This is a genomic window from Streptomyces bluensis (assembly GCF_014650715.1).
In the GTDB taxonomy this organism is placed as follows: Bacteria; Actinomycetota; Actinomycetes; order Streptomycetales; family Streptomycetaceae; genus Streptomyces; species Streptomyces bluensis.
The window spans coordinates 169736-191320 of sequence record NZ_BMVM01000013.1; the positions used below are offsets into that span (position 1 = coordinate 169736).

A 21585-nucleotide genomic window follows, 5' to 3' on the forward strand; every position below is an offset into this window, starting at 1 on the left:
GTCGTTCCTGTTCCAGGTTGAACAGAGTCAGAAGCGGCACGACGTTCTCATCACGGTGTATGCCGGCCCCGCTGCTCACGCTGCTGAGCCGTGCCTTTTCCTTGATGCGGACGCCGCCGGCGGGGGCACCGACCGTTGCTGCGGATGGCCGCCGGACCGGGACGGACACCGTGACGGACCGGCGAGCGGTGAGGGAAGCGGCGGCGGACACACCGGGCTTGCGGTGGGCGTCACGAGTGGGAGTGCCGGGGTTGTGCGCCGTCCTCCTCGCCGTGCCGGTCCGGCGCGGGTTCCGTGTCCGCCTCCACCGTGAGCCAGAGTTCGAAGCAGTTGCGGCGGGCGAGTTGCATCACCCCGACCGCGGCACGCCCGCCCCTGCCCGCTTGCGGGCCGAAGACCTCGCCCAGCAGGTCGGTGGCGCCGGACGCGACCCGGTGCACCTCCTCGAAGTCCGGGGTGCACACGACGCAGCAGAGTGCCCGGACGACGGAGGTGACCCGGTCCAGGGACCCCAGGGCGAGCCGGATGCCGCCCAGCGCGTTGACCGCGGCGGCGCGGGCGGCCTCGCGCCCCTGGTCGAGGGTGACGTCGGCACCGAGCCTGCCGGGGTGCAGGATCGCGCCGGCCCGGTCCTCCGGGGTTGAACCCGCTCAGGAAGACGAGGCGTCCGCTGTGGTGGAACGCGTTGATGGTGCCGTACCGGCCGCCGTACGGAGGGTCGGCGTAGTCGGGGATCGCCAGGCCCAGTAGTGAGGCGCGCTCTTCGGCGCTCCCGGCGCCGCTCACGGGCGGTCCAGCAGCCGACGCGGTGTCTCGACCAGGATGCGGTGCACGGCTTCGGCGCCGACCCGGCGCTCCAGGGCGGGGGCGATGCGGCGGAAGAGGTGTTCGTAGCCGAAGCCGCCGTTGTGCAGGAGGTTCGACTGGGTCCACACGTCGCAGCCGATCACCAACTGGTGGCCGTGTCCTTCCGAGAGCAGCCACTCGGCCACGTCGATGCGTTCGTGGTCGGCGGGCGAGCGCAGGTCGGGGCTGCCGTAGCAGAAGTCGGTGCCGAACGTGTCGTACTCCAGCACCGCGCCGGTCTGGGCGGCGTCCCGGTGGTAGGCGCGGTCGAGGACCTCGTCCATGTGGCTGAGCACGATCCGGTCGGCCGGCATGCCCTGCGCGAGCAGCAGATCGACGAGGGGGAGCGGTCCTCGTCCGTCAGCGTGGCGAGCACCCGCCCGCAGTACGACGATGTCGTGGTCGTCGGCCGGGTAGGTGTGCTCGACGGCGCCTTCCGGCCGGACCGGCTCGCCGTCCAGGGAGATCGCCGACCCACATCCTGACCCGGCTGGTGACCTCGGCGAGCGCCGCCATCATCGTCATGGACTCCAGCGAGCGGCCCCCGTAGTCGCTCTCGCCGCCGAAGTCGCGCCAGGTGCCATCGACAGAACGCAGTCCAGGCCGATGGTCTCCGCGTACACGGCCGCGCACCGGTTCCAGGTGTGGCGCGCCTCGGGGTGGGGTGCGGTGGTGGACGGCTGCGCACCTGGCCTCGGCAGCACGAGCCGCAGCGGGCAGCGGCCTGTTCGCCGTTCACGCCCTGCCGCGTGGGGTCCGCGACGCGTGCGGCAGGGACCCGGGCCCGGTTCACACGCCTTTAACTCATGGGACACGAGAGGGAATCGGGAGCCACTGAGCATGTTATTGGATCCAATCCAGTGCATATGTAATCCATTCCCAGGATCGGTGCCCGAGGAGGCCCCATGCCGGACCACACACCTGGATCGCCCTCGACCACCTCCGCGCCATCGACGGCGACCGTGTACGCCTCGCAGAACGTCTCGCGCCGGACGATGCTCCGGGGTGCGGGCCTGCTCGGGGTGGGCGTGGGATTCGGGCTGCCCGCCCTGCTCAGCGCCTGCGGCGCTGCGGCCGACGACGCGGCCGGCAGCGGCAAGGGCGGCACGCTCACGCTGGCCATCGACGCCACCAGCGCCGTCAACGACCCCGCCTTCTACACGTCCCTGGGCGACTGGATGGCCGTCGACTGCATCTGCCGCGGTCTGACGTTCATCTCCTTCGAGACGAACGAGCCCACACCGGATCTGGCGAAGAGCTGGACGATATCCGACGACAGACTCACCTACACCTTCACCCTGCGCGAGGGCGTGAAGTTCCACGACGGGACCACGCTCTCCTCCGCTGACGTGCTCGCCAGCCTCGGCCGCCAGTTCGACCCCGAGGACAAGACCCTGCCCAAGGGCGCGACCCGGCCGCTCGCGCGCATGGGCGCCAACGTGGCCTCGCTCACCGCGCCCGATGACATGACCGTGAAGATGGTCCTGAAGAAGCCCGACCGGACCGTGCTCGGCAAGCTCTCCGACATCGGCGGCCGGATCATCTCCAAGGCCGCGCTGGACAAGTACGGCGCCGACATCGGCAAGCATCTGGTGGGCACCGGGCCGTTCGCGTTCTCGGCCGCCACCTCCGGGCAGTCCATCACGCTGAAGGCGTTCGACGGCTTCCGGCTCGGCAAGCCGCCCATCGACCGGCTGGTGCTCCGCCAGGTCCAGGACCCCTCCACCATCGTCAGCTCCCTGCTCAGCGGCGATGTCTCGGCAACCCAGTTCGCCCCCTACTCGGCGGTCTCGCAGCTGCGCAAGGACAGCTCGGTGAAGGTGTACGACACCCCGCACAACGCCGACGCGATCATGATGATCGACGCCCGCCGGGTCCCCGAGCTGAAGGTCCGCAAGGCCATCAACCTGGCCGTCAACCGCAAGGCGATCCTCCAGCAGGCGTTCTACGGCATCGGCGCCGAGCCCAAGGGCTACGCCATCCCGCCCGCCCAGACCGGCTACGACACCGCCCTCGCCGACCTCAGCACCCAGGACACCGCGAAGGCGAAGCGGCTCGTCGAGGAGGCCGGGGCGAAGGGGCGCACCCTCCGGCTCATGGCGGCCAGCGACTCCTGGCACCCCAAGGCGGCCCAGATCATCGCCCAGAACCTCAGCGACGTCGGCTTCAAGGTCGAGACCACCTCGGTGGACCCGGCGACGTACTTCAGCCGGCTCCTCGACGCGAACGACGACTACCACGACCTGATGATCTGGGAGCGCAACACCTACGTGCCGGACCCCGACGACATGGTCGGCGCGATGGCCAACCCCACCAGCATCTACGGCTCCAAGCTCTCCGGCATGGACACCCTGAAGGGCTCCGCCTCTCTGGCCGACGACCTCTTCGCGGCGAAGAACCTCACCGACGCCAAGAAGCGCGCCGCCGCCTACACGAGGATCCAGCGCAGATGGGCCGAGGAGTACATGGTCCTGTCGATGCTGGCCTGCTTCAGCAACCTGGTGGTCAGCGGCTCGAACGTGAAGGGTATGAACACCGACGCCCTGGCCAACCACCGCTGTTACCTGGAGAAGGCCGGTGTCTGAGACGGGGGCCGCGGTGGACGCCGCACCGGCACGGGCTGCGGCACCCGCGCCCGCGGCCCGCGCGTCGGGCCCGCCGCCCGGCGCGTCCCGCCGACGAATCCTCGGGGCGCTGCGCGGGCGCAGGGTGGCCCGGTCCTGGCCCGCGCTGCTGGCCTGGCTGCTGCTGGCGGGGCTGCTGCTGGTCGCTCTGCTCGGGCCGCTGCTCGTCCAGGCCGATCCGCTGCGGCAGACCTCCTCAGAGCTGCTGGCGCCCGGCTCGCCGGGACATCCTCTGGGTACCGACGACCTTGGCCGGGACGAGCTGGCCAGGCTGGTGCACGGTGCCCGGCCGCTGCTGCTGGTGTCCTTCACGGCCACCGCGCTCGCGGCCTGCGTCGGCGCGCTGGTAGGGCTGGTCGCCGGGTACGCGGGCGGCGTCGTGGAGCAGGTGCTGATGCGGCTGGTCGACCTGGCGCTGGCCTTCCCCTCCGTCCTGCTGGTGATCCTCCTGGTGGCGGCGGCCGGGCCGGGCACGGTCAGTCTGATCCTGGGCATCGGGATCTCCCTCGCGCCGGGGCTCGCCCGGCTGGCCCGCACCCTCACCGCGCGGGAGGCCGCCAAGGACTACGTCGTCGCCTGCCGGCTCGGCGGCACGGGCGCGCCGCGCATCCTGGTCCGCGAGGTGCTGCCCAACATCGGCGGTCCGCTGCTCGCCCAGGTCGTCATGACGCTGTCGATCGCGGCCGGCTTCGCGGCGGGCCTGTCCTACCTCGGTCTGGGCATCCAGCCGCCGCAACCGGACTGGGGGTACATGGTGCAGGCCGGGCAGGAGTTCCTGTTCTCGGCTCCTCGGCTGGTGGTGCTGCCGGCCACGCTCACCCTGCTGTTCGTCGTGGCGTGCAACTTCGTCGGCGACGACCTGCGCGACGCCCTCGATCCCAGGGGGACGGCATGAGTGCGGTCACCGGCGTCCTGACCCGGTTGCGGCTGCCCCGGCCGCCGGGTGCGGCCGGGGTGTTCCTGCGCCGGCTGGCCGTGATCCCCGTGGTGCTGTTCGCGCTGGCCTCCCTGGTGTTCGTGGCGATACGGCTGCTGCCGGGCTCCCCCGCGACCTCCCTCGCGGGAGGCGGCAACACCGCCTCGGCCGAGGAGTTCAGCGCCAACGAGGAGCGGGTCGCCAAGGCGCTCGGGCTCGACGAGCCGCTGCTCACCCAGTACGGGGACTTCCTGAACGACCTGGTGCATCTGCGGCTCGGCACCTCGTTCTACGGCTCCAACAGCGTCCTCGGCCTGCTGGGCGACGCGCTGCCCGCGACCGTGGAACTCACCCTCGCGGCCATGACGGTCGCCGTGCTGCTCGGCGTCGTCACCGGCGTGGTCGCCGCGCTACGCAGGGGCAGTTGGGTCGACACCTCCACGCGGGCCGTGGCCACCGTCAGCTTCTCGCTGCCCTGGTTCGCGCTCGGGGTACTGGCCATCGTCGTGTTCGGCGTGTGGCTGCGCTGGCTGCCCGTGCTGGGCCGGCTGCCCAGTGCCCTGGACTACCGGCCCACGACCGGCTTCGTCCTGCTGGACGCGATCCTTCAGGACCGGCCCGAGCTGGTCTGGCCGTGGATCCAGCACCTGATCCTGCCCACCGTCACGCTCGCGCTGTCGATGGCCGGCTTCATCACCCGGATCGTGCGCGCCTCCGTGCTGGAGGTTCTCGGCGACGACTTCGTGCGGACCGCCCGGATGAAGGGCCTCGGCGAGGGCGCCGTGGTGCGCCGGCACGTGCTGCGCAACGCGTGGCTGCCGATCGTCACCGTCCTGGGCCTCCAGTTCGGCTCCCTGCTGGGCGGCTCGGTGGTCTCCGAGACGGTCTTCTCCTACCCGGGCGTGGGACGCCTGCTCGTGCAGGCCGTGCTCCAGCGCGACTACCCCGTCGTGCAGGGCGCGGCACTCGCCATCGCCCTGCTGTTCACCCTCGTCAACCACGCGGTCGACCTGCTGTGCACGGTCCTCGACCCGCGCCTACGCAAAGGATGATCCGGATGGACATCGTGCTGGTCCACGGTGCCGGCGGACGGCCCACGACGTGGTCGGCGGTGCAGCCGCTGCTCGCCGCCCGCGGCCACCGGCTGTTCACGGTCACCAACCCGATGACCTCCCTCGCGGACGACATCGCCCAGACCGCCGCCGCGCTTCAGGAGACGAGCGGTCCTGTGCTACTCGCCGGTCACTCGTACGGCGGCGCGGTCATCAGCAACGTGGGGCGCGACCCGCGGGTCAAGGGGCTGGTGTACATCGCCGCGTTCGGTCCCGACGAGGGCGAGACCGTCAACGAGATCGTCGAGCGCTACGAGCCCGCGGAGATCTCCAAGTACATGCGGCGCGGCCCGAACGGCGACTGGAAGTCCGAGCCGAGCCCGGAGTTCTGGGCGGAGATCGGCCCGGACCTGTCGGCCGAGCAGCGGGCGGTCGTCGAGGCCGAGGGCCGGCGCGCCGAGAACCTGATCTTCACCCAGGCGACCGGTGTCCCGGCGTGGCGGTCCCTGCCCAGCTGGTACCTGGTCGCCGACGACGACCGCACCCTGCGCCCGGAGGTCCAGAACTTCATGGCGGAGCGGATGAAGGCCACCGTCGAGCATGTGCCGGGCAGCCACTACACCACGCTGGTGTGGCCGGAGCGGGTCGCCGACCTGATCCACCGGGCCGCGCTGGCGGTGGGCGGTGCCGTATGACCGCGGCGGAGGCGGTGCTCGAAGTCCGCGACCTGACAGTGCAGTTCGACGTGCCCGCGGGGCGGCTGCCGGCCGTGGACGGGGTGGACCTGACGCTGCGCACGGGCGAGATCCTCGCCCTGGTCGGCGAGTCGGGGTCGGGCAAGTCGGCGCTGTCGATGAGCCTGGTCGGCCTCAACCGCGGGCCGCGTACCCATGTCGGCGGATCGGTGTCGTTCCGGGGCCGGGAGTTGGTGGGCGCGCCGGAGCGCGAGCTGCGCGAGGTGCGCGGCAAGGACGTGGCGGTCGTCTTCCAGGACGCGCTGGCCGCGCTCAATCCGCTGCACCGGGCGGGTGCGCAGGTCGCGGAGACGATCCGCGCCCACGCCGACGTGCCGCGCGCCACGGCCGCGAGCCGGGCGGTGGAGCTGCTCGGCGAGGTCGGGATCGCGGGCCCGGCGCGGGCTGCGCGCGCCTATCCGCACCAGCTCTCCGGCGGTATGCGCCAGCGGGTGATGATCGCGATGGGGCTGGCCAACGACCCGGCCGTGCTGATCGCCGACGAGCCGACCACGGCGCTCGACGTGACCATCCAGGCACAGGTGCTGACGCTGCTGAAGCAGGTGCAGCGCGAGCACGGCACGTCGGTGCTGCTGATCACCCACGACCTGGGGGTGGTGGCCGAGGTCGCGGACCGGGTGGCGGTGATGTACGCGGGCCGGATCGTGGAGCAGGGCACGCGCGACGAGGTGCTGTTCGACCCTCAGCACCCCTACACCATGGGCCTGCTGGGCTCGGTGCCCCCGCTGGACGGGCCGGTTCCCGAGCGGCTGCCGGCCATCCCGGGCAGCCCGCCGAGCGGCGTCGAACGTCCGTCCGGCTGTGGTTTCCAGCCGCGGTGCTCGTTCGCGCACGACGGCTGCGGGGAACGCCCCGCGCTGCGGCGGCGGTACGGCGGCACGGCCCACCTGGACGCCTGTGTGCTGCCGGAGAAGGCCAGGACGCGGGCCCGCGCGGCGGGAGCCGCCGTATGAGCGACGTACTGCTGAGCACGCGCGGACTGCGGGTCGAGTACAGCGGCCGGGCCGGCGGGCGGGTCCGGGCGCTGCGCGATGTCGACCTCGACATCGCGCAGGGCGAGACGCTGGGCCTGGTCGGCGAGTCGGGATGTGGCAAGTCGACGTTGGGGAGGGCACTGCTGCGGGTCGTGGAGCCGTCGGCGGGCCGGATCGACTTCCTCGGCGCCGACCTGACCCGGCTGCGCGGCCGGCGGCTGCGGCGGACCAGGGCCGAGCTGCAGATGGTGTTCCAGGACCCGTTCGGCTCGCTCAACCCGCGCCGCCGGGTCGCCGACATCGTCGCCGAGCCCCTGCTGCGCGCCCGGGGCGCGAGCCGGGCCGAGGCGGACCGTGCCGTGGCCGGGCTGCTCGACCTGGTCGGGCTCGGGGCGGAGGCGGGCGGGCGCAAGCCGCACGAGTTCTCCGGCGGGCAGCGCCAGCGCATCGGCATCGCACGGGCCCTGGCGTCCTCGCCGCGGTTCGTGGTGGCGGACGAGGCGGTCTCGGCGCTGGACGTGTCGATCCAGGCGCAGGTGCTGAACCTGCTGTCGGACCTGGTGCGCGACCGGGGGCTGACGATGCTGTTCATCTCGCACGACCTGGGCGTCGTACGGCACATCGCGGACCGGGTCGCCGTGATGTACCTCGGGGAGATCATCGAGATCGCCTCCCGGGACGACTTCTTCGCCGGACCCGCACATCCGTACAGCAGCGCCCTGCTGGCCAGCGTGCCGGCGCTGCGCCCCGGCCCGCCGAACGAACGGCAGCCGCCGCAGGGCGAGTTGCCCGATCCGGCGAACCCGCCGGAGGGGTGTCTGTTCCGCACCCGCTGCGCGTTCGCCACCGACCTGTGCCGCACCCGGCACCCCGAACTGCGCGAGACCGCCCCGGGCCGGAGCGTGCGCTGCCATCTGCCCCTCGACACCGTGAGTGAGGACCCGCATTGATCATCGACGCCTACAACACCACGCAGGACGTGCGCGGGCGCTCCGACTACCTGACCGGGGCGCGCAAGGGCGAGGCGCCGCCGCCGTACAAGCCCTTCGAGCCGCGCCGCATCCTCGACCGGATGGACGCCGCCGGGGTGGACATGGCGATGGTGTGTTCGCTCGCCCAGCGCATCGAGAACGACTTCATCGCCTCCCTGGTGGCCGCGCACCCCGACCGGTTCTTCGGCTTCGGTCAGGTGCTGCCGCAGGCCGACGACGCGATTGAGGAGATCGACCGGATCGCGGACGCTGGCCTGGTGGGGCTGAAGCTGCACCCGAGCCTGCACGGTTATCACGTGGCCGATCACGGGCTGCTGGACCCGGTGTTCGAGGCCTGCGCCAGGCGCGGGCTGATGGTGCTCGTCAACGCGCTCGACGACGCGTTCTGCGCGCCGCTGGCCATCGAGGAGATCGCCCGCGACCACCCGGGAGTGCCGACGATCATCGCGCACATGGGCGCCGTGTGGAACGTGCCCGAGGCGATCATCGTGGCCGAACGGCAGCCGCACGTCTACCTGGAGACGTCCGCGACGCTGATGAGCGATGTGAAACGGGCGTACGCGCGGCTCGGGCCCCGGCAGATCCTCATGGGCAGCGAGTGGCCGGGGTCGGACTTCGATCTGGAGCGCATGAAGATCGCCAAGGCGGTCGAGGACGAGAAGGACCGGGCACTGATCGAGGGCGGCAACATGGCCCGGCTGCTGGGGCTGAGCGCATGACCCCGGCATCCGTGGCCGTTCCGCCGGAGATGAGCGACGGCGACGCCGAACTGCTGTCGGTGGCACAGGCGTTGCTGGACCGGGTCGGGCAGGCCGAGCGGCACGAGGTCGCCACCGCGCTGCGCACCGCCGACGGCCGGATCCACACCGGCGTCCATGTCGAGGGCTCCTGCCGGCGCAGTTCGGTCTGCGCCGAAGGCGTCGCCCTGGGCACCGCGCGGGGCGCGCTCGCGCCCGGTGCGCCGCTGGAGGTGACGTCGGTGGTGTCCGTGCAGATCAAGCCCGCCGGACAGTTCCGGATCATCGCCCCGTGCGGGGTGTGCCGCGAACTCATCAGCGACTACTGCCCGGACGCCACCGTGTGGATCACGACCGTCGACGGCGACCGGCCCGTGGCGGCACGTGCCCTGGACCTGCTGCCGGAGAAGAGCCGGCGCCGCTGGTGACCGGCCCGAGCCCCACAGATCCCCCCGAGGAGAGGAGAGACATGTCATCCGTCATCACCGGGCCGAACGGCCTGCGCGTGCCCACCGGACTCGATGTGCCCGCGCTCGCGGCGCAGTTCGGCGGCACCGGTGCGCCGTTGCCGTGGGAGGAGCTGACCTGGCAGGAGGCCGAGGCCACAGTCACCGGACGGGACGCGGTCATCATCCCGGTGGGCGCCACCGAACAGCACGGCCCGCACCTGCCGCTCGCCGTGGACACCCGGATCTGTGAGGCGGTCGCCCTGGGCGTCTCCGCCCTCACCGGTGTGCCGGTCCTGCCGCCGCTGAGCTTCGGGGTGTCCGCCTCGCACGGCGGCTTCGCCGGGACGGTGGCGCTGCGCCCCGAGACGCTGATCGCCGTCGTCGAGGACGTGATCGACTCTCTGTACGACAGCGGAGTACGGCAGTTCGTCCTGCTCAACGGCCACATCTGGAACAACGGCGCTCTCGACGTGTCGGCCGAGAAGCTGAGGGTGCGTCACCGGGACGCCCGAGTAAGGGCGTTGGGGTACGTGACCATGTACCCGGGTCCGGAGGTCGACGGCCATGTCACCTACGGCCGCGCGCTGATGCACGCCAACTACTTCGAGACCTCGGTGATGCTGCACCTGGCGCCCGAACTGGTGCGGATGGAACGGGCCACCTCCCACGTCGACGTCGACTCCTTCTGGGACTACCGCATGGACCAGGTCAGCGAGACCGGTGTGTGGGGCAGGGACGTGACCGAGGCGAACGCCGCGCACGGCCGGGCGGAGTTCGACCGCTGTGTCCTCACCACCGCCCGCGCGGTCTCGGCGGCCGTGCGCGAGCCCTGGCCCAGCGCGGCCCACCGGCCCGGCACGCCCGCCTGACCCCTGACCCAACACGGCACACCGGCCCGACGCACCCGCCTGACCCCTGACCCGGCGCGGCCCACCGGTCCGGCACAGCCGCCGGTCCCCTCGCCCAGCACGGTCCACCCGGCCCAGGATCCCGCCCGGTCGGGGCGACCGCCGCGCTGCCGCCGCCGCCCTCGTTCCGGCCCGGCACCACGCCGGTTGCGGCCTGGTGGCGGAACGAACGACAAGGAGAACACCTTGGACCCCAGCATCACCCTCCCCCACCTGCCGGAGTGCGAGCCCATGCTCATCGGCGGCGACTGGACCACGGGCGCCTCGACCCCGCGGATCCCGGTCCTCGACCCCGCCACCGGCAAGCGGCTGACCACCGTCGCCCAGGCCGGCGCCGCGGACGTGGACGCCGCGGTGTCCGCCGCGGCAGCCGCGCACCGCGACGGCCGCTGGCGGAACCTGCCGCCGCGGCAGCGCCGGGACGTGCTGCTGCGGCTCGCGGACCTGGTGGAGCGGGACGCCGAGGCGCTGGCGGTGCTGGACACCGTGGACAACGGCAAGGCGATCGAGCGGGCCCGCGGTGACGTGGAGCTGGGCCTCCAGGCGATCCGGCACTTCGCGGGCACGCCCACCCGGCTGACCGGCACGGTGCACCCGGCCGGGCCCGGCCGGCACGTGTACAGCGTGCGGGAGCCGGTCGGCGTGGTGGCCGCCGTACTGCCCTGGAACTTCCCCTTCATGATCGCCGCCTGGAAGCTCGCCCCGGCCCTGGCGGCGGGCTGCACCGTCGTGGTCAAGCCCGCCGAGCAGACCCCGCTGACCGCGCTGCGGCTGGCCGCGCTGTGCCTGGAGGCAGGTGTACCGGAGGGCGTCGTCAACGTGCTGACGGGCGACGGGAGCACCGGGGCGGAGCTGGTCGCGCATCCCGGGGTCGCCAAGGTCTCGTTCACGGGGTCCACCGACGTCGGCCGGCTGATCATGGCCGCGGCGGCTCCGTCGGTGAAGCGGCTCACCCTCGAACTGGGCGGCAAGTCCGCCAACATCGTGTTCGCGGACGCCGACCTGGACGCGGCCGCACCGGCCGCCGTGCGGGCGGTGTTCGGGCACTCCGGGCAGATGTGCACGGCGGGCAGCAGGCTGCTGGTACAACGCTCGGTACTCAAGGACTTCCTCGACCGGATGCTGCCGGCCGTGGAGGCCCTGCGGATCGGCCCCGGTCTGTCGGGCGGGATCAACATCGGTCCACTCGTTTCGCAGGAGCAGTTCGACCGCGTCACCGGTTACGTGGAACTCGGCCGTGCCGAAGGCGCGCGGGTGGCCGTCGGCGGCGATCCCCTGCCCGGACCGGGTTGGTTCGTGCGGCCCACGGTGTTCACAGAGGTCGCCCCGGACATGCGGATCGCCCGGGAGGAGATCTTCGGCCCGGTCGCCGCCGTCATGCCCTTCGACACCGAGGAGGAGGCGATCGCGCTGGCCAACGACAGCGACTACGGGCTCGCGGCAGGCGTGTGGACCACCGATCTCGGCCGTGCGCACCGCGCGGCGTCGGCGCTCCAGGCGGGCACCGTGTGGGTCAACACCTACAACGAGTTCGACCCCGCCGTGGCATTCGGCGGTATCAAGCAGTCAGGTCTGGGCAGGGATCTCGGCGACGCGGCCGTCGACGGGTTCACCGAGCTCAAGAGCATCACGATCGCGCTGTGAGCGCCCCCGTGACGGCCACCTCGCCGCCCCCCACCGCCCTGGACGTGGCCGCCGAGCGGGCCCGTACCCCGGGCTGCGCCACCGGCCACCACTTCAACGCCGCCGGCGCCGCCCTGCTCGCCACCGACACGGTGGAGGCGGTCATCGGCCATCTGCGCGCCGAGAGTCTGCACGGCGGCTACGAGGCGGCCAAGCTCGCCGCCGACGACCTGACGGCCGTTTATGCGCGCACCGCCGCCCTGCTCGGCGTCCAGGCGGACGAGGTCGCCCTGGTCGAGAGCGCGACCGCGGGCTGGCAACGCGCCGTCGCGGCGCTGCGGCTGCGGCCCGGCGACCGGGTGCTCGCCGCCCGCTCCAGCTACGTGAGCAGCGCCCTGCACCTGCTGGCCGCCGAGCGCGAGACCGGCGTCCGGGTCGAGGTGCTGCCCAACGGTCCCGACGGAGCCACGGAGCTGGAGGCCCTGGAGCAGGCACTGCGCGCCGGACCGGCCGCCCTGGTCACCGCGGCACACGTGCCGACCTCCTCCGGACTGGTCGAGCCGGCCGCCGGCATCGGCGCGCTGGCCGGCGCCCACGGGGTGCCGTTCCTGCTCGACGCCACCCAGTCGCTGGGCCAGCTGCCCGTCGACATGGCCGCCCTGGGCTGCGATCTGCTGATCGGCACCGGGCGCAAGTTCCTGCGCGCCCCGCGCGGCACCGGCCTGCTGGCCGTGCGCCGCCCCCTGCTGGAGACTCTGGCCCCGCAGGCGCCGGACGTGCGCGGGGCCCGCTGGACGGCCGAGCGGAGCTGGGAACTGCACCCGGACGCCCGACGGTTCGAGCTGTGGGAGGCCGCCCACGCGCTGCGGCTCGGACTGGGCTCGGCGCTGGACGACCTGCACGCGCTCGGCCCCGGGACCGTCTACACGCACCTGGCCGCGCTCGCGGCGGCATTGCGTGAGCGTCTCGGCGCGCTCCCCGGCGTACGGGTCACCGATCCTCCGGCGGCGGGCGGCGCCATCGTCACCTTCGTGGTGGACGGCCTCGACGCGAGCGAGGTGCAACGGCAACTGGCCAAGCGGCGGGTCCATTTGGTCGCCGTACCGGCCGATCACGGCCGCTGGGACATGGACCCGCGCGGCCTGACGCAGGTGGTGCGGGCCTCGGTGCACGTCTACACCAACGACGCCGACCTGGAAGCCCTGGTCGAGGCCGTGGCGGAGATCGCGTCCGGCGCACACGGCACGGGGCAGGCGGCATCGGCACCGGCGCCCGTGTCGGCGGCGGCTCCGGCGGGCTCCCCGGCCCCCGGCCCGGCAGGGCGCCCCGCCGTACGCCGTCATGACGCGGTGGTCGTCGGGCTCGGTGTGCACGGCAGCGCGGCGCTGCGGCAGCTGGCCGAGCGCGGGCTCGATGTGCTGGGTCTCGATCAGTTCGCGGTGGGCCACGACCTCGGTTCCTCGCACGGCGCCACCCGGATGATCCGCCGCGCCTATCCGCACCCCGACTGGGACGGGCTGGTCGACACCGCCTACCGTGCCTGGGCCGAGCTGGAGGAGGCGTCGAGGACGCGGCTGGTCGAGGTGACCGGCGGCTTGTACGCCGCGCCGGACATACGCTCCGATCCGCTGCGGGGCCCCGGTTGCCGTGAAGTGGGTCCTGAGGAGGCGGCCCGGATCTTCCCCGGGCTGCGGCTGCCCGAGGGGTTCACGGCGGTCCACGACCCGGCCGCCGGGATCATCGACGCCCGCGCGACTCTGCGCGCCCAACTCGCCCTCGCCGAACGGGCCGGGGCCCGGATCGCCGACCGGACGCCGGTCACCGGCTGGCGGCCGGACGGCGACGGGGTCGTCATCCGCACGGCGGACTCGGAGGTGCGCGCCCGTCGGCTGGTCCTGTGCGCCGGGCCCTGGACGTCGTACCAAGTGCCGTCGCTGGCATCTCATCTGACGGTCACCCGGATCGTGAACGCCTACTTCGCCGCCGACTCGCGGGGGCCGCTGGGGCCGGGCGGACTGGGGAGTTTCTCGGTCGACCTGCCGGAGGGGCTGCTGTACGGCTTTCCGGCTGCCGACGGCCGTGGTCTCAAGGCAGGGCTCGACTCGGGCCCGGCATGGGACCCACAGGCCGCCAGGCCCCCCGCCACTGACGACGAACTCGCCCTGCTGGCGAGCGCGGTGGCGCGGGTGCTGCCCGGCGCGGGCCCGGTGACCGAGAGCCTGACGTGCCTGTACACGATGACCGCGGACCGGCGTTTCCTCGTCGGTGAGGTGCCCGGTGTGCCGCAGGCCCTGGTGGCCTCCGCCTGCTCGGGGCACGGCTTCAAGTTCGGTCCGGCGATCGGCGCGGCCCTGGCCGACCTGGTGTGCGGACTCCCCCGTCCGGATCTGGGCTTCCTGTCCCCGGCCCGGCCGGCCCCCGGTGGTGCCCGGTGAGAGCCGCCACCGGGGCGCCCGGGGGCGGTTCAGCCGCGGAACACGGTCTGGGAGCGCCTTTCGTACCAGGCCGTCAGGTGTTCGCCCGCGCTGACGACGTGCTCGCGCATCGCCTCCTGCGCCCGGTCCCCGTCCCGGTCGGTCAACGCGGCCACGATGGCGTCGTGCTGACGGATATTCAGCTGCCGGTGGCGTTCGTCGTCCGTCAGGGCCAGCGAGGACACGTTGCGCGGGAAACTCTCGTTGATCCGGTCGATCATGCGGCTGAGCCAGGGGTTGTCGGCCGCCCGGCAGACCACCGTGTGGAAGCAGTCGTTGGCCTCCGTCGTGGCGAACGGGCCGCCGGTCCGGGTGGCCGCCCCCTCGGCCGCCGCGCGCAGCACGTCGTTGTGGCGGCGCAGTTCGGCGAGTTGCCTCTCGGTGATCCGGTCGGCGGCGCGCCGGGCGGCCAGGCCCTCCAGCTCCGCGCGGACCTCGTACGCGTGCCGTACCTCCCACGGCGCCGGCACCCGGACCACCGCGCCGCGGTGCGGCTGCATCTCGATCAGTCCGCCGTTCTGGAGCTGGCGCAGCGCCTCGCGCACCGGGGTGCGGCTGACGCCGTACTCGGCGGCCAGCGCCGCCTGGCGCAGCGGTTGGCCGATGGGCAGCTCCCCGTTCATGATCCGGCTGCGGATGCGGGCAGCGATGCCGTCGACGAGGGCGCCTTGGTCGGTCTGGGGCGTCATCGGAGTGGGTCTCACCCTTCTCGGGGGCTGACGAGGGCCGCGCACGGGTGGAGCAGTCCGCCACGCGGCCGCCGTCCACCGTCCGGCGGAATTGGATCCATTCAAAAGATACCCGTATCCAATGGGAGTGTGTCATGAACCTGGACGTCACCAAGGCGATCGATGTCTCCGTACCCATCCACCCCGGCATGCTGCACTGGGGCCGCAGGCCCGAAGTGGAGGTCGTCGAGTCGCGCACGGCCGGCGACCCGTCCAACGTCAGCCGCTGGCGCATCGGCGCCCACACCGGGACCCACATCGACGCCCCGGCCCACTTCGTCGACGGCGGTAAAACCGTCGACCGGCTGGACCTGTCGGCCCTGAACGGAACCGCCCGGGTGCTCGACCTCACCCACGTCAAGGAGCAGATCACCGCCGCCGACCTGGACGCCGCCGGGCTCGGCACCGAGGAGCGGGTGCTGCTGCGTACCAGCAACTCTCAGGGCGTGCTGCGCAGCCCGTGGAAGGCACGGCAGTGGGTCGGTCTGGCCCCGGACGGCGCGGAGCGGCTGATCGAGGCCGGGGTGCGCACGGCCGGCATCGACTACCTGAGCATCGAGGCGGTCGACTACACCACGCACTGGGAGACACATCAGCTGCTGTGCGGGGCGGACGTGCTGATCCTCGAAGTGGTCGACCTGCTGCACACCCCGGCGGGCGTCTACGACATGCTGTCGCTGCCCGTGCCGCTCCAGGGCGCCGAGGCGGCCCCCTCGCGCACCCTGTTGGTGCCCCGGGACGAGGCGTGAGCCCCGGCCACGGGCTGGTCCTCGCCGCTCCGCACCGGGCGGCGCTCGACGCGGCCGGACGTGCGGCCCGGCGCGGCGGCAACGCCGTCGACGCGGCGCTTGCCGCTGCCGCCGCGCTGACCGTCGTCTACCCCCACCAGTGCTCTCTGGGCGGCGACCTGATCGCCCTGGTGCACACGCCCGACGGCACCGTGCGGGCCGTGCTCTCGGTGGGTGCGGCGTCCCGCGACGTCGATGTAGAGGCGCTGCGCGCCGCGGACCCGCGCATGCCCGCGCAGGGCCCGCAGACCGTGACCGTGCCCGGTGTGGTGGCGGGCTGGGCGGCGCTGGCGGAGGCGTACGGCACGCCGGGCGCGCTGCCCGCCGCACTGAGGGACGCCGCCGCCCTCGCCCGGGAGGGGGCGACGGTGTCCGCCGGGCTGGCGCGCGCCATGGGGGACCATGCCGAGCGGATCACGGCCGACCCGGGCCTGTCCGCGCTGCTGACCGGTCCCGACGACCGCCCGCTGGGCGAGGGTGACCCGCTCCCGCAGCCGCGACTGGCGCATGTGCTCGACGAACTCGCCGACGACCCCTGGTCGTTCTACCGCGGCGCGGTCTCCGAGGCACTCGCCGCCGGGCTGCGCCGCCTCGGCAGTCCGCTCGGCGCCGCCGACCTGGCCGCCCACCGGGCGGAGTCCGCCGAGCCGTTGAGCGTCGAGCCGGCGGGCACCCGCTGGTGGGTCGCTCCCCCGCCCAGCCAGGGCGCCGTCCTGCCCACGCTGTTGTCGGCGGCGGTCGACGCGGCGGGCCTGCCCGGACCGGAGCGCACCCGGCTGCTCACCGACCGCTGCCGGGACGCCTCGGCCGCCCGGGACCGGCTGCTCGGCGACCCGCGCGGGCAGCGGCTCGACCTGGAGGGGCTGCTGAACCCGGCTCCCCTGGCGGGCGCGGAGCCTCCGAAGCCGGCGTTCCGGCCCTCCGGGGACACCGTCGCGGTGACCGCCGTGGACTCCTCGGGCCTGGCGGTGTCGCTGATCCAGAGCGTGTACCAGACCTTCGGCTCCGGATTGTGCGACCCCGAGACCGGGATCGTCCTGCACAACCGGGGCTCGGCGTTCAGCCTGCTGCCCGGCCACCCCGGCGTCCTGCGGCCGGGCGCGCGTCCGCCGCACACCCTGTGCCCGGTGATCGGCCGGTCCGACGCCCTGCTGCTGGCGGCGGGCTGCCAGGGAGGCCGGGCCCAGCCGCAGATCCTCGCCCAGACCCTGCCCCGGCTCGCCGACCCGGCCGCCGATCCCGTGGCCGAACTGGAGCACCCGCGCTGGGTGATCGGCGCCCGTGACATCGGTTTCGAGGAGCAGACCCTGCTCGCCGAGCCGGGCTCCCTCACCACGGCGACGGACGCGCCGCCCCTGGGACTTCCGGTCGTGGTCACGGCCGGGCCCACCGATCTGGCGGGCCACACCCAGGTGGTGCGTCTGCTCCGGGACGGGCGCCTGGACGGCGCCTCCGACCCGCGCGCCGACGGCGGCACCGTACGCCACACACCCGGCACTTCGCCGGGCGGCGCGGACCGCCGTACGGGCGCGCCCGGAGACGCCCCGGAAGCGCCCCACCACGACCCCGCCGACCACGCACCCGCTCCCACCCGCACCACCCTGGAAGGACACCGCCCGTGAGCACCCTCGCCCCCCGGTCGGCCGCCGCCCCGGCACCGCACCCCCTGGATCCGCTGACGGCCGCCGAACTCGCCCTCGCCGTCAAGGTCCTGCGGACCGACCCCCGGATCACCGAGGACGCCCGGTTCTGGGGCCTGTCCCTCGACGAGCACCACGCGCGCACGGCCGGGCCCGATGACGCGCGGCGTGCGCGCGCCGTGGTGATCTGTCCCTCGGCACACCTCGCGTACGAGGTCGATCTCGAACTCGGCGAGAAGCCGCGGTCGACGGCCTGGCGCGAACTGGACGTGCGCAGCCCCGGCTGCTCCTCGGAGGAGGCCCGGCAGGCCGCCGCCGCGTGCCGGGCGGACCCGCGGTTCCGGGAGGCGCTGGCGCTGCGCGGCATCCACGACGTGTCGCTGGTGATGGTCGACCCGGAGTCGATCGGCGGCTTCGAGCCGCCCGAGTACCCGGGACGGCGGCTGACCTGGGGCAGCGTGTGGCACCGCACCTCCGAGGACGACAACGGCTATGCGCGGCCCGTGCAGGGTGTCGTGCCGATCATCGACATGGAGTCGATGGAGGTGCTGTACGTCGAGGACCACGGGATCGTGCCGCTGTCGCAGGAGTCCGGGGTGTTCGCGGCGGGAACCGTGCCCGAGCGGGCGGGGCTGCGGCCTCTGGAGGTGGTCCAGCCCGAGGGGCCGAGCTTCACGGTCACCGGTCAGCGCGTCGAATGGCAGGGCTGGTCGGTACGGGTCGGCTTCACCCACCGCGAGGGGCTGGTGCTGCACGACCTGACCTTCGACGCGGGCGGGCGGGGACCGCGCCAGGTGATCCGCCGGGCCTCGGTCAACGAGATGTACGTGCCGTACTTCGACACCGCCTCCACGCAGTACCGCAAGAACTTCTTCGACTGGGGCGAGTACGGCGCCGGCCCGCTCACCAACTCCCTCGCCCTGGGCTGTGACTGCCTGGGTGTCATCCACTACTTCGACGCGGCCGTCCTCGGCGGCGACGGCGTGCCCCGGGTCATCCCGAACGCGATCTGCATGCACGAGGAGGACGACGGGATCCTCTGGAAGCACCACGACGGCCGCACCGGCCGCACGGAGGTTCGGCGCTCCCGCCGGCTGATCATCTCGGCGTTCGCCACGGTCGCCAACTACGACTACGGCTTCTACTGGTCTCTGTACCAGGACGGCTCGATCATGCTGGAGATCAAGATGACCGGCATCCTCTCCGCCACCGGCGTCACGGAGGACGAGGAGACGCCGTACGCGCGCCGGGTCGCCCCCAACGTCGCGGTCACCAACCACCAGCACTTCTTCGCCGTACGGCTGGACATGGCGGTGGACGGGACGGCGAACCGGCTGGTCGAGGTCACCGCGGAGCACGAGCCCGACCCCGCACTCGACCCGTACGGCAACGCGGCGCGGACCGTACTGCGGCCGATCCTCAGCGAGGTGGAGGGCGGGCGGTGCACGGACGCCTCCCGGGCCCTGCACTGGCGGGTGGAGAGCACCGAGGCCCGTAACCGGATGGGCGAGCCGACGGCGTACCGGGTGCATGTGGAGAACACGGCGGTGCTGCCGGTGCGCCCGGACAGCGTGTGCGCGCGACGGGCCCCCTTCGTCGCGAAGCAACTGTGGGCGACCGAGTACGACCCGGCGCGGCGGTTCGTGGCGGGCGAGTACCCGAACCAGGCGGAGCCGGGCGCGGACGGCGTGCACCGCTGGCAGGAGGAGGACCGGTCGCTGGACGGCACGGAGCTGGTGCTGTGGGCGACGGTCGGCTCGCACCACTTCCCGCGTCCCGAGGAGTGGCCCGTGATGCCGGTGGCCCGGGCCCGGCTGCGGCTGGAGCCGGACGGCTTCTTCGACCGCAACCCCGCGCTGGACGTGCCCGCTCCGGTGTCCTGCCACTCACCGGCGCCCAGGGCGGACGCCGACGGCGGGCACTGCTGCGGATGACGGCCGCGCGGGAACCGCTCCCGGCGGGTCCGTCGCTCGGGGGCGTCGCGGTCCTGGCCGCGACGGCCGCCGTCGCGGTGGCGGGCGGCGGACACGGTGGCCACGCGGCGCATGCCGCGGACGCGACGGCGGCCCTCGGCACGCTCGGCGCGGCTGTCGCCGTCACGGTGGCGTTCGCCTGGCCCGCGCTGCGGGTCACGCTGGCGCCCGGGGCGCGGCGGCTGACCGGCCCTTCGGTGCTCGCCGCCGGGGCCGCCGCGTGCGCACTGGGCATCCCGCTCCTGCTGGCGCGGGCGCCGGGCGCGGTGGACGCCCATGTATGGGCGATGATCCGCTTCGAGTTGCTGGCGGCTGTGGGGCCGGGGCTGCTCGCGTACGTCGTCCGCGCGACCGGCGCGACCGCGGTGTGCGGCCGTCGCGACGCGTGCGTGGGGGCCGTCGTATGGACGGTGTCCGCGTACGCCTGGCACCTGCCGCCGCTGCACGCGCCGGGCGGGCCGGCGGCCGAGGCCGCGCGGTCGTTCGCCTGGGTGACGGCGGGCCTGCTGCTGTGGGTCCCGGCAGCCTCCCGCCGGGGGCCGTTCCTCGTGGCGCATCTCGCCGTGCTGCCACTGACGGTCCTGATGGCGGCGACGGGGCAGGGCGCGGCGGGCGCGCTGATGGCGAGCGCGGACGCGGCCATGGCGGTCTGCCTGCTGAGCGGCCGCCGTTACACCCACGTAAATATTGGATCCAATCCATTGGGTTATGGATCCTCCGCCCGCTACCGTGACCGAGACAGAGAGGCGTCCCATGCGCGAGGAAGAGAACGTACGGCTCACCAGGACCGGCCCGGGCACGCCCGGCGGGGACTGGATGCGCCGCTACTGGCAGCCCGTCGCCCTGAGCGAGGAACTCGACGGCGTACGGCCCCTGGTGGCCCCGAAGGTGCTGGGGCAGGACCTGGTCCTGTTCCGGGACGAGCAAGGTGAACTCGGCCTGGTCGACCGGGGCTGCCCGCACCGGGGGGCCGATCTGGCGCTGGGCCGGCTGGAGGACGGCGGTCTGCGCTGCTGCTTCCACGGCTGGCTCTTCGGCCGGGACGGCGCCTGTCTGGACACCCCGGCCGAGCCGGCCGGCAGCGGCCTCGCCGCCCGGGTCCGCCTCGGCAGCTACCCGGTCCGCGAGATCAACGGCGTGATCTGGGGCTACCTCGGCCCGGGCGAGCCGCCCGAACTGCCCGCACTGGACTGCTTCCAGGCGCCCGCCGGCCACTCGTTCGCCTGGAAGGGCCTGCTGGAGTGCAACTGGCTCCAGGCCCTGGAGGTCGGCATCGACCCGGCCCACGCCTCCTACCTGCACCGCTTCTTCCAGGACGAGGACCCCTCGGAGAGCTACGGCAAACAGTTCCGGGCCGCATCCCGGGGCACCGACCTGCCGATGACGAAGATCCTGCGCGAATACGGCCGCCCCGGCATCGATGCCGTCCGCACGCCGTACGGCATCCGCATCACCGCCCTGCGCACCCTGGACGGCACCGACGCCTCGGGCCGCCCGATGGACGGTAGCCGCACCCATGTCCGCGTCACCCATCAGGTCTTCCCGCACGGCTTCCACATCCCGCTCGACGCCGAGACCGCGATCACCCAGTGGCATGTGCCGATCGACGACACGTCCTGCTACTGGTACGCGCAGTTCACCAGTGTCGGCGGCCCGGTCGACCGGGAGGAGATGCGCCGCCAGCGGATCGGCGCGGTCACGCTGCCCGACTACCGGCCCCGCTTCGGCCGCTCCAACAACTACGGCTACGACCCCGTAGAACAGCTCACGACCACGTACACCGGGCTCGGCACCGACATCAACGTGCACGACCAGTGGGCGGTGGAGGGCCAGGGCGCGATCCAGGACCGCACCCGCGAGCACCTGGGCCGCTCCGACAAGGCGATCGTGATGTACCGGCGGATGCTGGGCGAGGCGATGGCCGCCGTCGAGCGCGGCGAGGACCCGCCGCTGGTGCTGCCCGCCGAACAGGCGGCCGAACTGCGCGGACCGGTCGCCTTGGACGGCATCGGCCCCACCGAGGGCTGGGCGGAGCACTGGGCGGCCGTGACCGCGAAACAGCGCGCGGACAGCGGCTGGGCACAGCCCGTCGGAACGGACGGCTGA

General features: G+C 73.3%; 19 protein-coding genes. 16 read left to right on the forward strand and 3 right to left on the reverse strand.

The window, feature by feature from the left end; translation table 11 throughout:
- Window positions 1-230: 230 nt before the first annotated feature.
- Both IE262_RS28240 and IE262_RS28245 read right to left on the reverse strand, forming a co-directional pair.
- Window positions 231-617, reverse strand: a complete 387-nt coding sequence (locus IE262_RS28240; RefSeq protein WP_189877712.1) for a RidA family protein — start codon at window positions 615-617, stop codon at window positions 231-233.
- A 165-nt stretch (window positions 618-782) separates the two neighbouring features.
- Entirely contained in the window at window positions 783-1160 is a 378-nt protein-coding gene (locus IE262_RS28245) for a phosphotriesterase family protein (protein WP_229877537.1), read from the reverse strand.
- Here IE262_RS28245 and IE262_RS39725 point away from each other — a divergent pair.
- From IE262_RS39725 to solA, 12 genes are all read left to right on the forward strand, one after another.
- Window positions 1131-1331, forward strand: a complete 201-nt coding sequence (locus IE262_RS39725) for a hypothetical protein (protein WP_229877538.1) — start codon at window positions 1131-1133, stop codon at window positions 1329-1331. The two genes, IE262_RS28245 and IE262_RS39725, sit on opposite strands and share 30 nt — an antisense overlap.
- A gap of 420 nt (window positions 1332-1751) precedes the next feature.
- Entirely contained in the window at window positions 1752-3431 is a 1680-nt protein-coding gene (locus tag IE262_RS28250; protein WP_189877637.1) for an ABC transporter substrate-binding protein, read from the forward strand.
- Entirely contained in the window at window positions 3424-4365 is a 942-nt protein-coding gene (locus IE262_RS28255; RefSeq protein ID WP_229877539.1) for an ABC transporter permease, read from the forward strand. The genes IE262_RS28250 and IE262_RS28255 overlap by 8 nt, the downstream gene beginning before the upstream one ends.
- Window positions 4362-5438: an ABC transporter permease gene (locus IE262_RS28260; protein WP_166681778.1), complete on the forward strand. Its 1077-nt coding sequence runs from the start codon at window positions 4362-4364 to the stop codon at window positions 5436-5438. Before IE262_RS28255 ends, IE262_RS28260 begins: the two co-directional genes overlap by 4 nt.
- A gap of 5 nt (window positions 5439-5443) precedes the next feature.
- Window positions 5444-6133: an alpha/beta fold hydrolase gene (locus IE262_RS28265; RefSeq protein ID WP_134041205.1), complete on the forward strand. Its 690-nt coding sequence runs from the start codon at window positions 5444-5446 to the stop codon at window positions 6131-6133.
- Window positions 6130-7146, forward strand: a complete 1017-nt coding sequence (locus IE262_RS28270) for an ABC transporter ATP-binding protein (protein ID WP_134041207.1) — start codon at window positions 6130-6132, stop codon at window positions 7144-7146. The genes IE262_RS28265 and IE262_RS28270 overlap by 4 nt, the downstream gene beginning before the upstream one ends.
- On the forward strand, window positions 7143-8117 hold the full coding sequence (locus IE262_RS28275) for an ABC transporter ATP-binding protein (RefSeq protein WP_189877639.1): 975 nt from the start codon (window positions 7143-7145) through the stop codon (window positions 8115-8117). Before IE262_RS28270 ends, IE262_RS28275 begins: the two co-directional genes overlap by 4 nt.
- Window positions 8114-8878 (forward strand): amidohydrolase family protein, encoded by a 765-nt coding sequence (locus tag IE262_RS28280; protein WP_134041211.1) that lies wholly within the window; start codon window positions 8114-8116, stop codon window positions 8876-8878. Before IE262_RS28275 ends, IE262_RS28280 begins: the two co-directional genes overlap by 4 nt.
- The gene (locus tag IE262_RS28285; protein ID WP_189877641.1) at window positions 8875-9324 is read left to right on the forward strand and encodes a cytidine/deoxycytidylate deaminase family protein; all 450 of its coding nucleotides are present in this window, start codon (window positions 8875-8877) and stop codon (window positions 9322-9324) included. The genes IE262_RS28280 and IE262_RS28285 overlap by 4 nt, the downstream gene beginning before the upstream one ends.
- Window positions 9325-9365: 41 nt before the next feature.
- Window positions 9366-10214: a creatininase family protein gene (locus tag IE262_RS28290; protein ID WP_134041215.1), complete on the forward strand. Its 849-nt coding sequence runs from the start codon at window positions 9366-9368 to the stop codon at window positions 10212-10214.
- A 225-nt stretch (window positions 10215-10439) separates the two neighbouring features.
- On the forward strand, window positions 10440-11897 hold the full coding sequence (locus IE262_RS28295) for an aldehyde dehydrogenase family protein (protein ID WP_229877540.1): 1458 nt from the start codon (window positions 10440-10442) through the stop codon (window positions 11895-11897).
- Window positions 11894-14311: an N-methyl-L-tryptophan oxidase gene (solA, locus tag IE262_RS28300; RefSeq protein WP_189877643.1), complete on the forward strand. Its 2418-nt coding sequence runs from the start codon at window positions 11894-11896 to the stop codon at window positions 14309-14311. The genes IE262_RS28295 and solA overlap by 4 nt, the downstream gene beginning before the upstream one ends.
- Window positions 14312-14340: 29 nt before the next feature.
- Here solA and IE262_RS28305 read toward each other — a convergent pair whose 3' ends face one another.
- On the reverse strand, window positions 14341-15039 hold the full coding sequence (locus IE262_RS28305) for a GntR family transcriptional regulator (protein ID WP_189877644.1): 699 nt from the start codon (window positions 15037-15039) through the stop codon (window positions 14341-14343).
- A gap of 134 nt (window positions 15040-15173) precedes the next feature.
- Here IE262_RS28305 and IE262_RS28310 point away from each other — a divergent pair, with 134 nt between their 5' ends.
- The 4 genes from IE262_RS28310 to IE262_RS28325 all read left to right on the forward strand — a co-directional run bounded on the left by IE262_RS28310 (window position 15174) and on the right by IE262_RS28325 (window position 21585).
- A complete protein-coding gene (locus tag IE262_RS28310) occupies window positions 15174-15827 on the forward strand; it encodes a cyclase family protein (protein ID WP_134041221.1) in 654 nt (217 codons plus the stop codon).
- Window positions 15824-17488, forward strand: coding sequence for a gamma-glutamyltransferase (locus tag IE262_RS28315; protein ID WP_229877541.1), 1665 nt, complete (start codon window positions 15824-15826; stop codon window positions 17486-17488). The genes IE262_RS28310 and IE262_RS28315 overlap by 4 nt, the downstream gene beginning before the upstream one ends.
- A complete protein-coding gene (locus IE262_RS28320; RefSeq protein WP_189877646.1) occupies window positions 17485-19440 on the forward strand; it encodes a primary-amine oxidase in 1956 nt (651 codons plus the stop codon). The genes IE262_RS28315 and IE262_RS28320 overlap by 4 nt, the downstream gene beginning before the upstream one ends.
- Before the next feature lie 792 nt (window positions 19441-20232).
- The gene (locus IE262_RS28325; protein ID WP_189877648.1) at window positions 20233-21585 is read left to right on the forward strand and encodes an aromatic ring-hydroxylating dioxygenase subunit alpha; all 1353 of its coding nucleotides are present in this window, start codon (window positions 20233-20235) and stop codon (window positions 21583-21585) included.

Coding starts and splice junctions, on each gene's coding strand:
- IE262_RS28285 (WP_189877641.1), top strand. CDS start 8,875: ATGACCCCGGCATCCGTGGCCGTTCCGCCGGAGATGAGCGACGGCGAC.
- IE262_RS28270 (WP_134041207.1), top strand. CDS start 6,130: ATGACCGCGGCGGAGGCGGTGCTCGAAGTCCGCGACCTGACAGTGCAG.
- IE262_RS28310 (WP_134041221.1), top strand. CDS start 15,174: ATGAACCTGGACGTCACCAAGGCGATCGATGTCTCCGTACCCATCCAC.
- IE262_RS28305 (WP_189877644.1), bottom strand. CDS start 15,039: ATGACGCCCCAGACCGACCAAGGCGCCCTCGTCGACGGCATCGCTGCC.
- IE262_RS28325 (WP_189877648.1), top strand. CDS start 20,233: ATGCGCGAGGAAGAGAACGTACGGCTCACCAGGACCGGCCCGGGCACG.
- IE262_RS28250 (WP_189877637.1), top strand. CDS start 1,752: ATGCCGGACCACACACCTGGATCGCCCTCGACCACCTCCGCGCCATCG.
- IE262_RS28245 (WP_229877537.1), bottom strand. CDS start 1,160: ATGCCGGCCGACCGGATCGTGCTCAGCCACATGGACGAGGTCCTCGAC.
- IE262_RS28275 (WP_189877639.1), top strand. CDS start 7,143: ATGAGCGACGTACTGCTGAGCACGCGCGGACTGCGGGTCGAGTACAGC.
- IE262_RS28260 (WP_166681778.1), top strand. CDS start 4,362: ATGAGTGCGGTCACCGGCGTCCTGACCCGGTTGCGGCTGCCCCGGCCG.
- IE262_RS28290 (WP_134041215.1), top strand. CDS start 9,366: ATGTCATCCGTCATCACCGGGCCGAACGGCCTGCGCGTGCCCACCGGA.
- IE262_RS28265 (WP_134041205.1), top strand. CDS start 5,444: ATGGACATCGTGCTGGTCCACGGTGCCGGCGGACGGCCCACGACGTGG.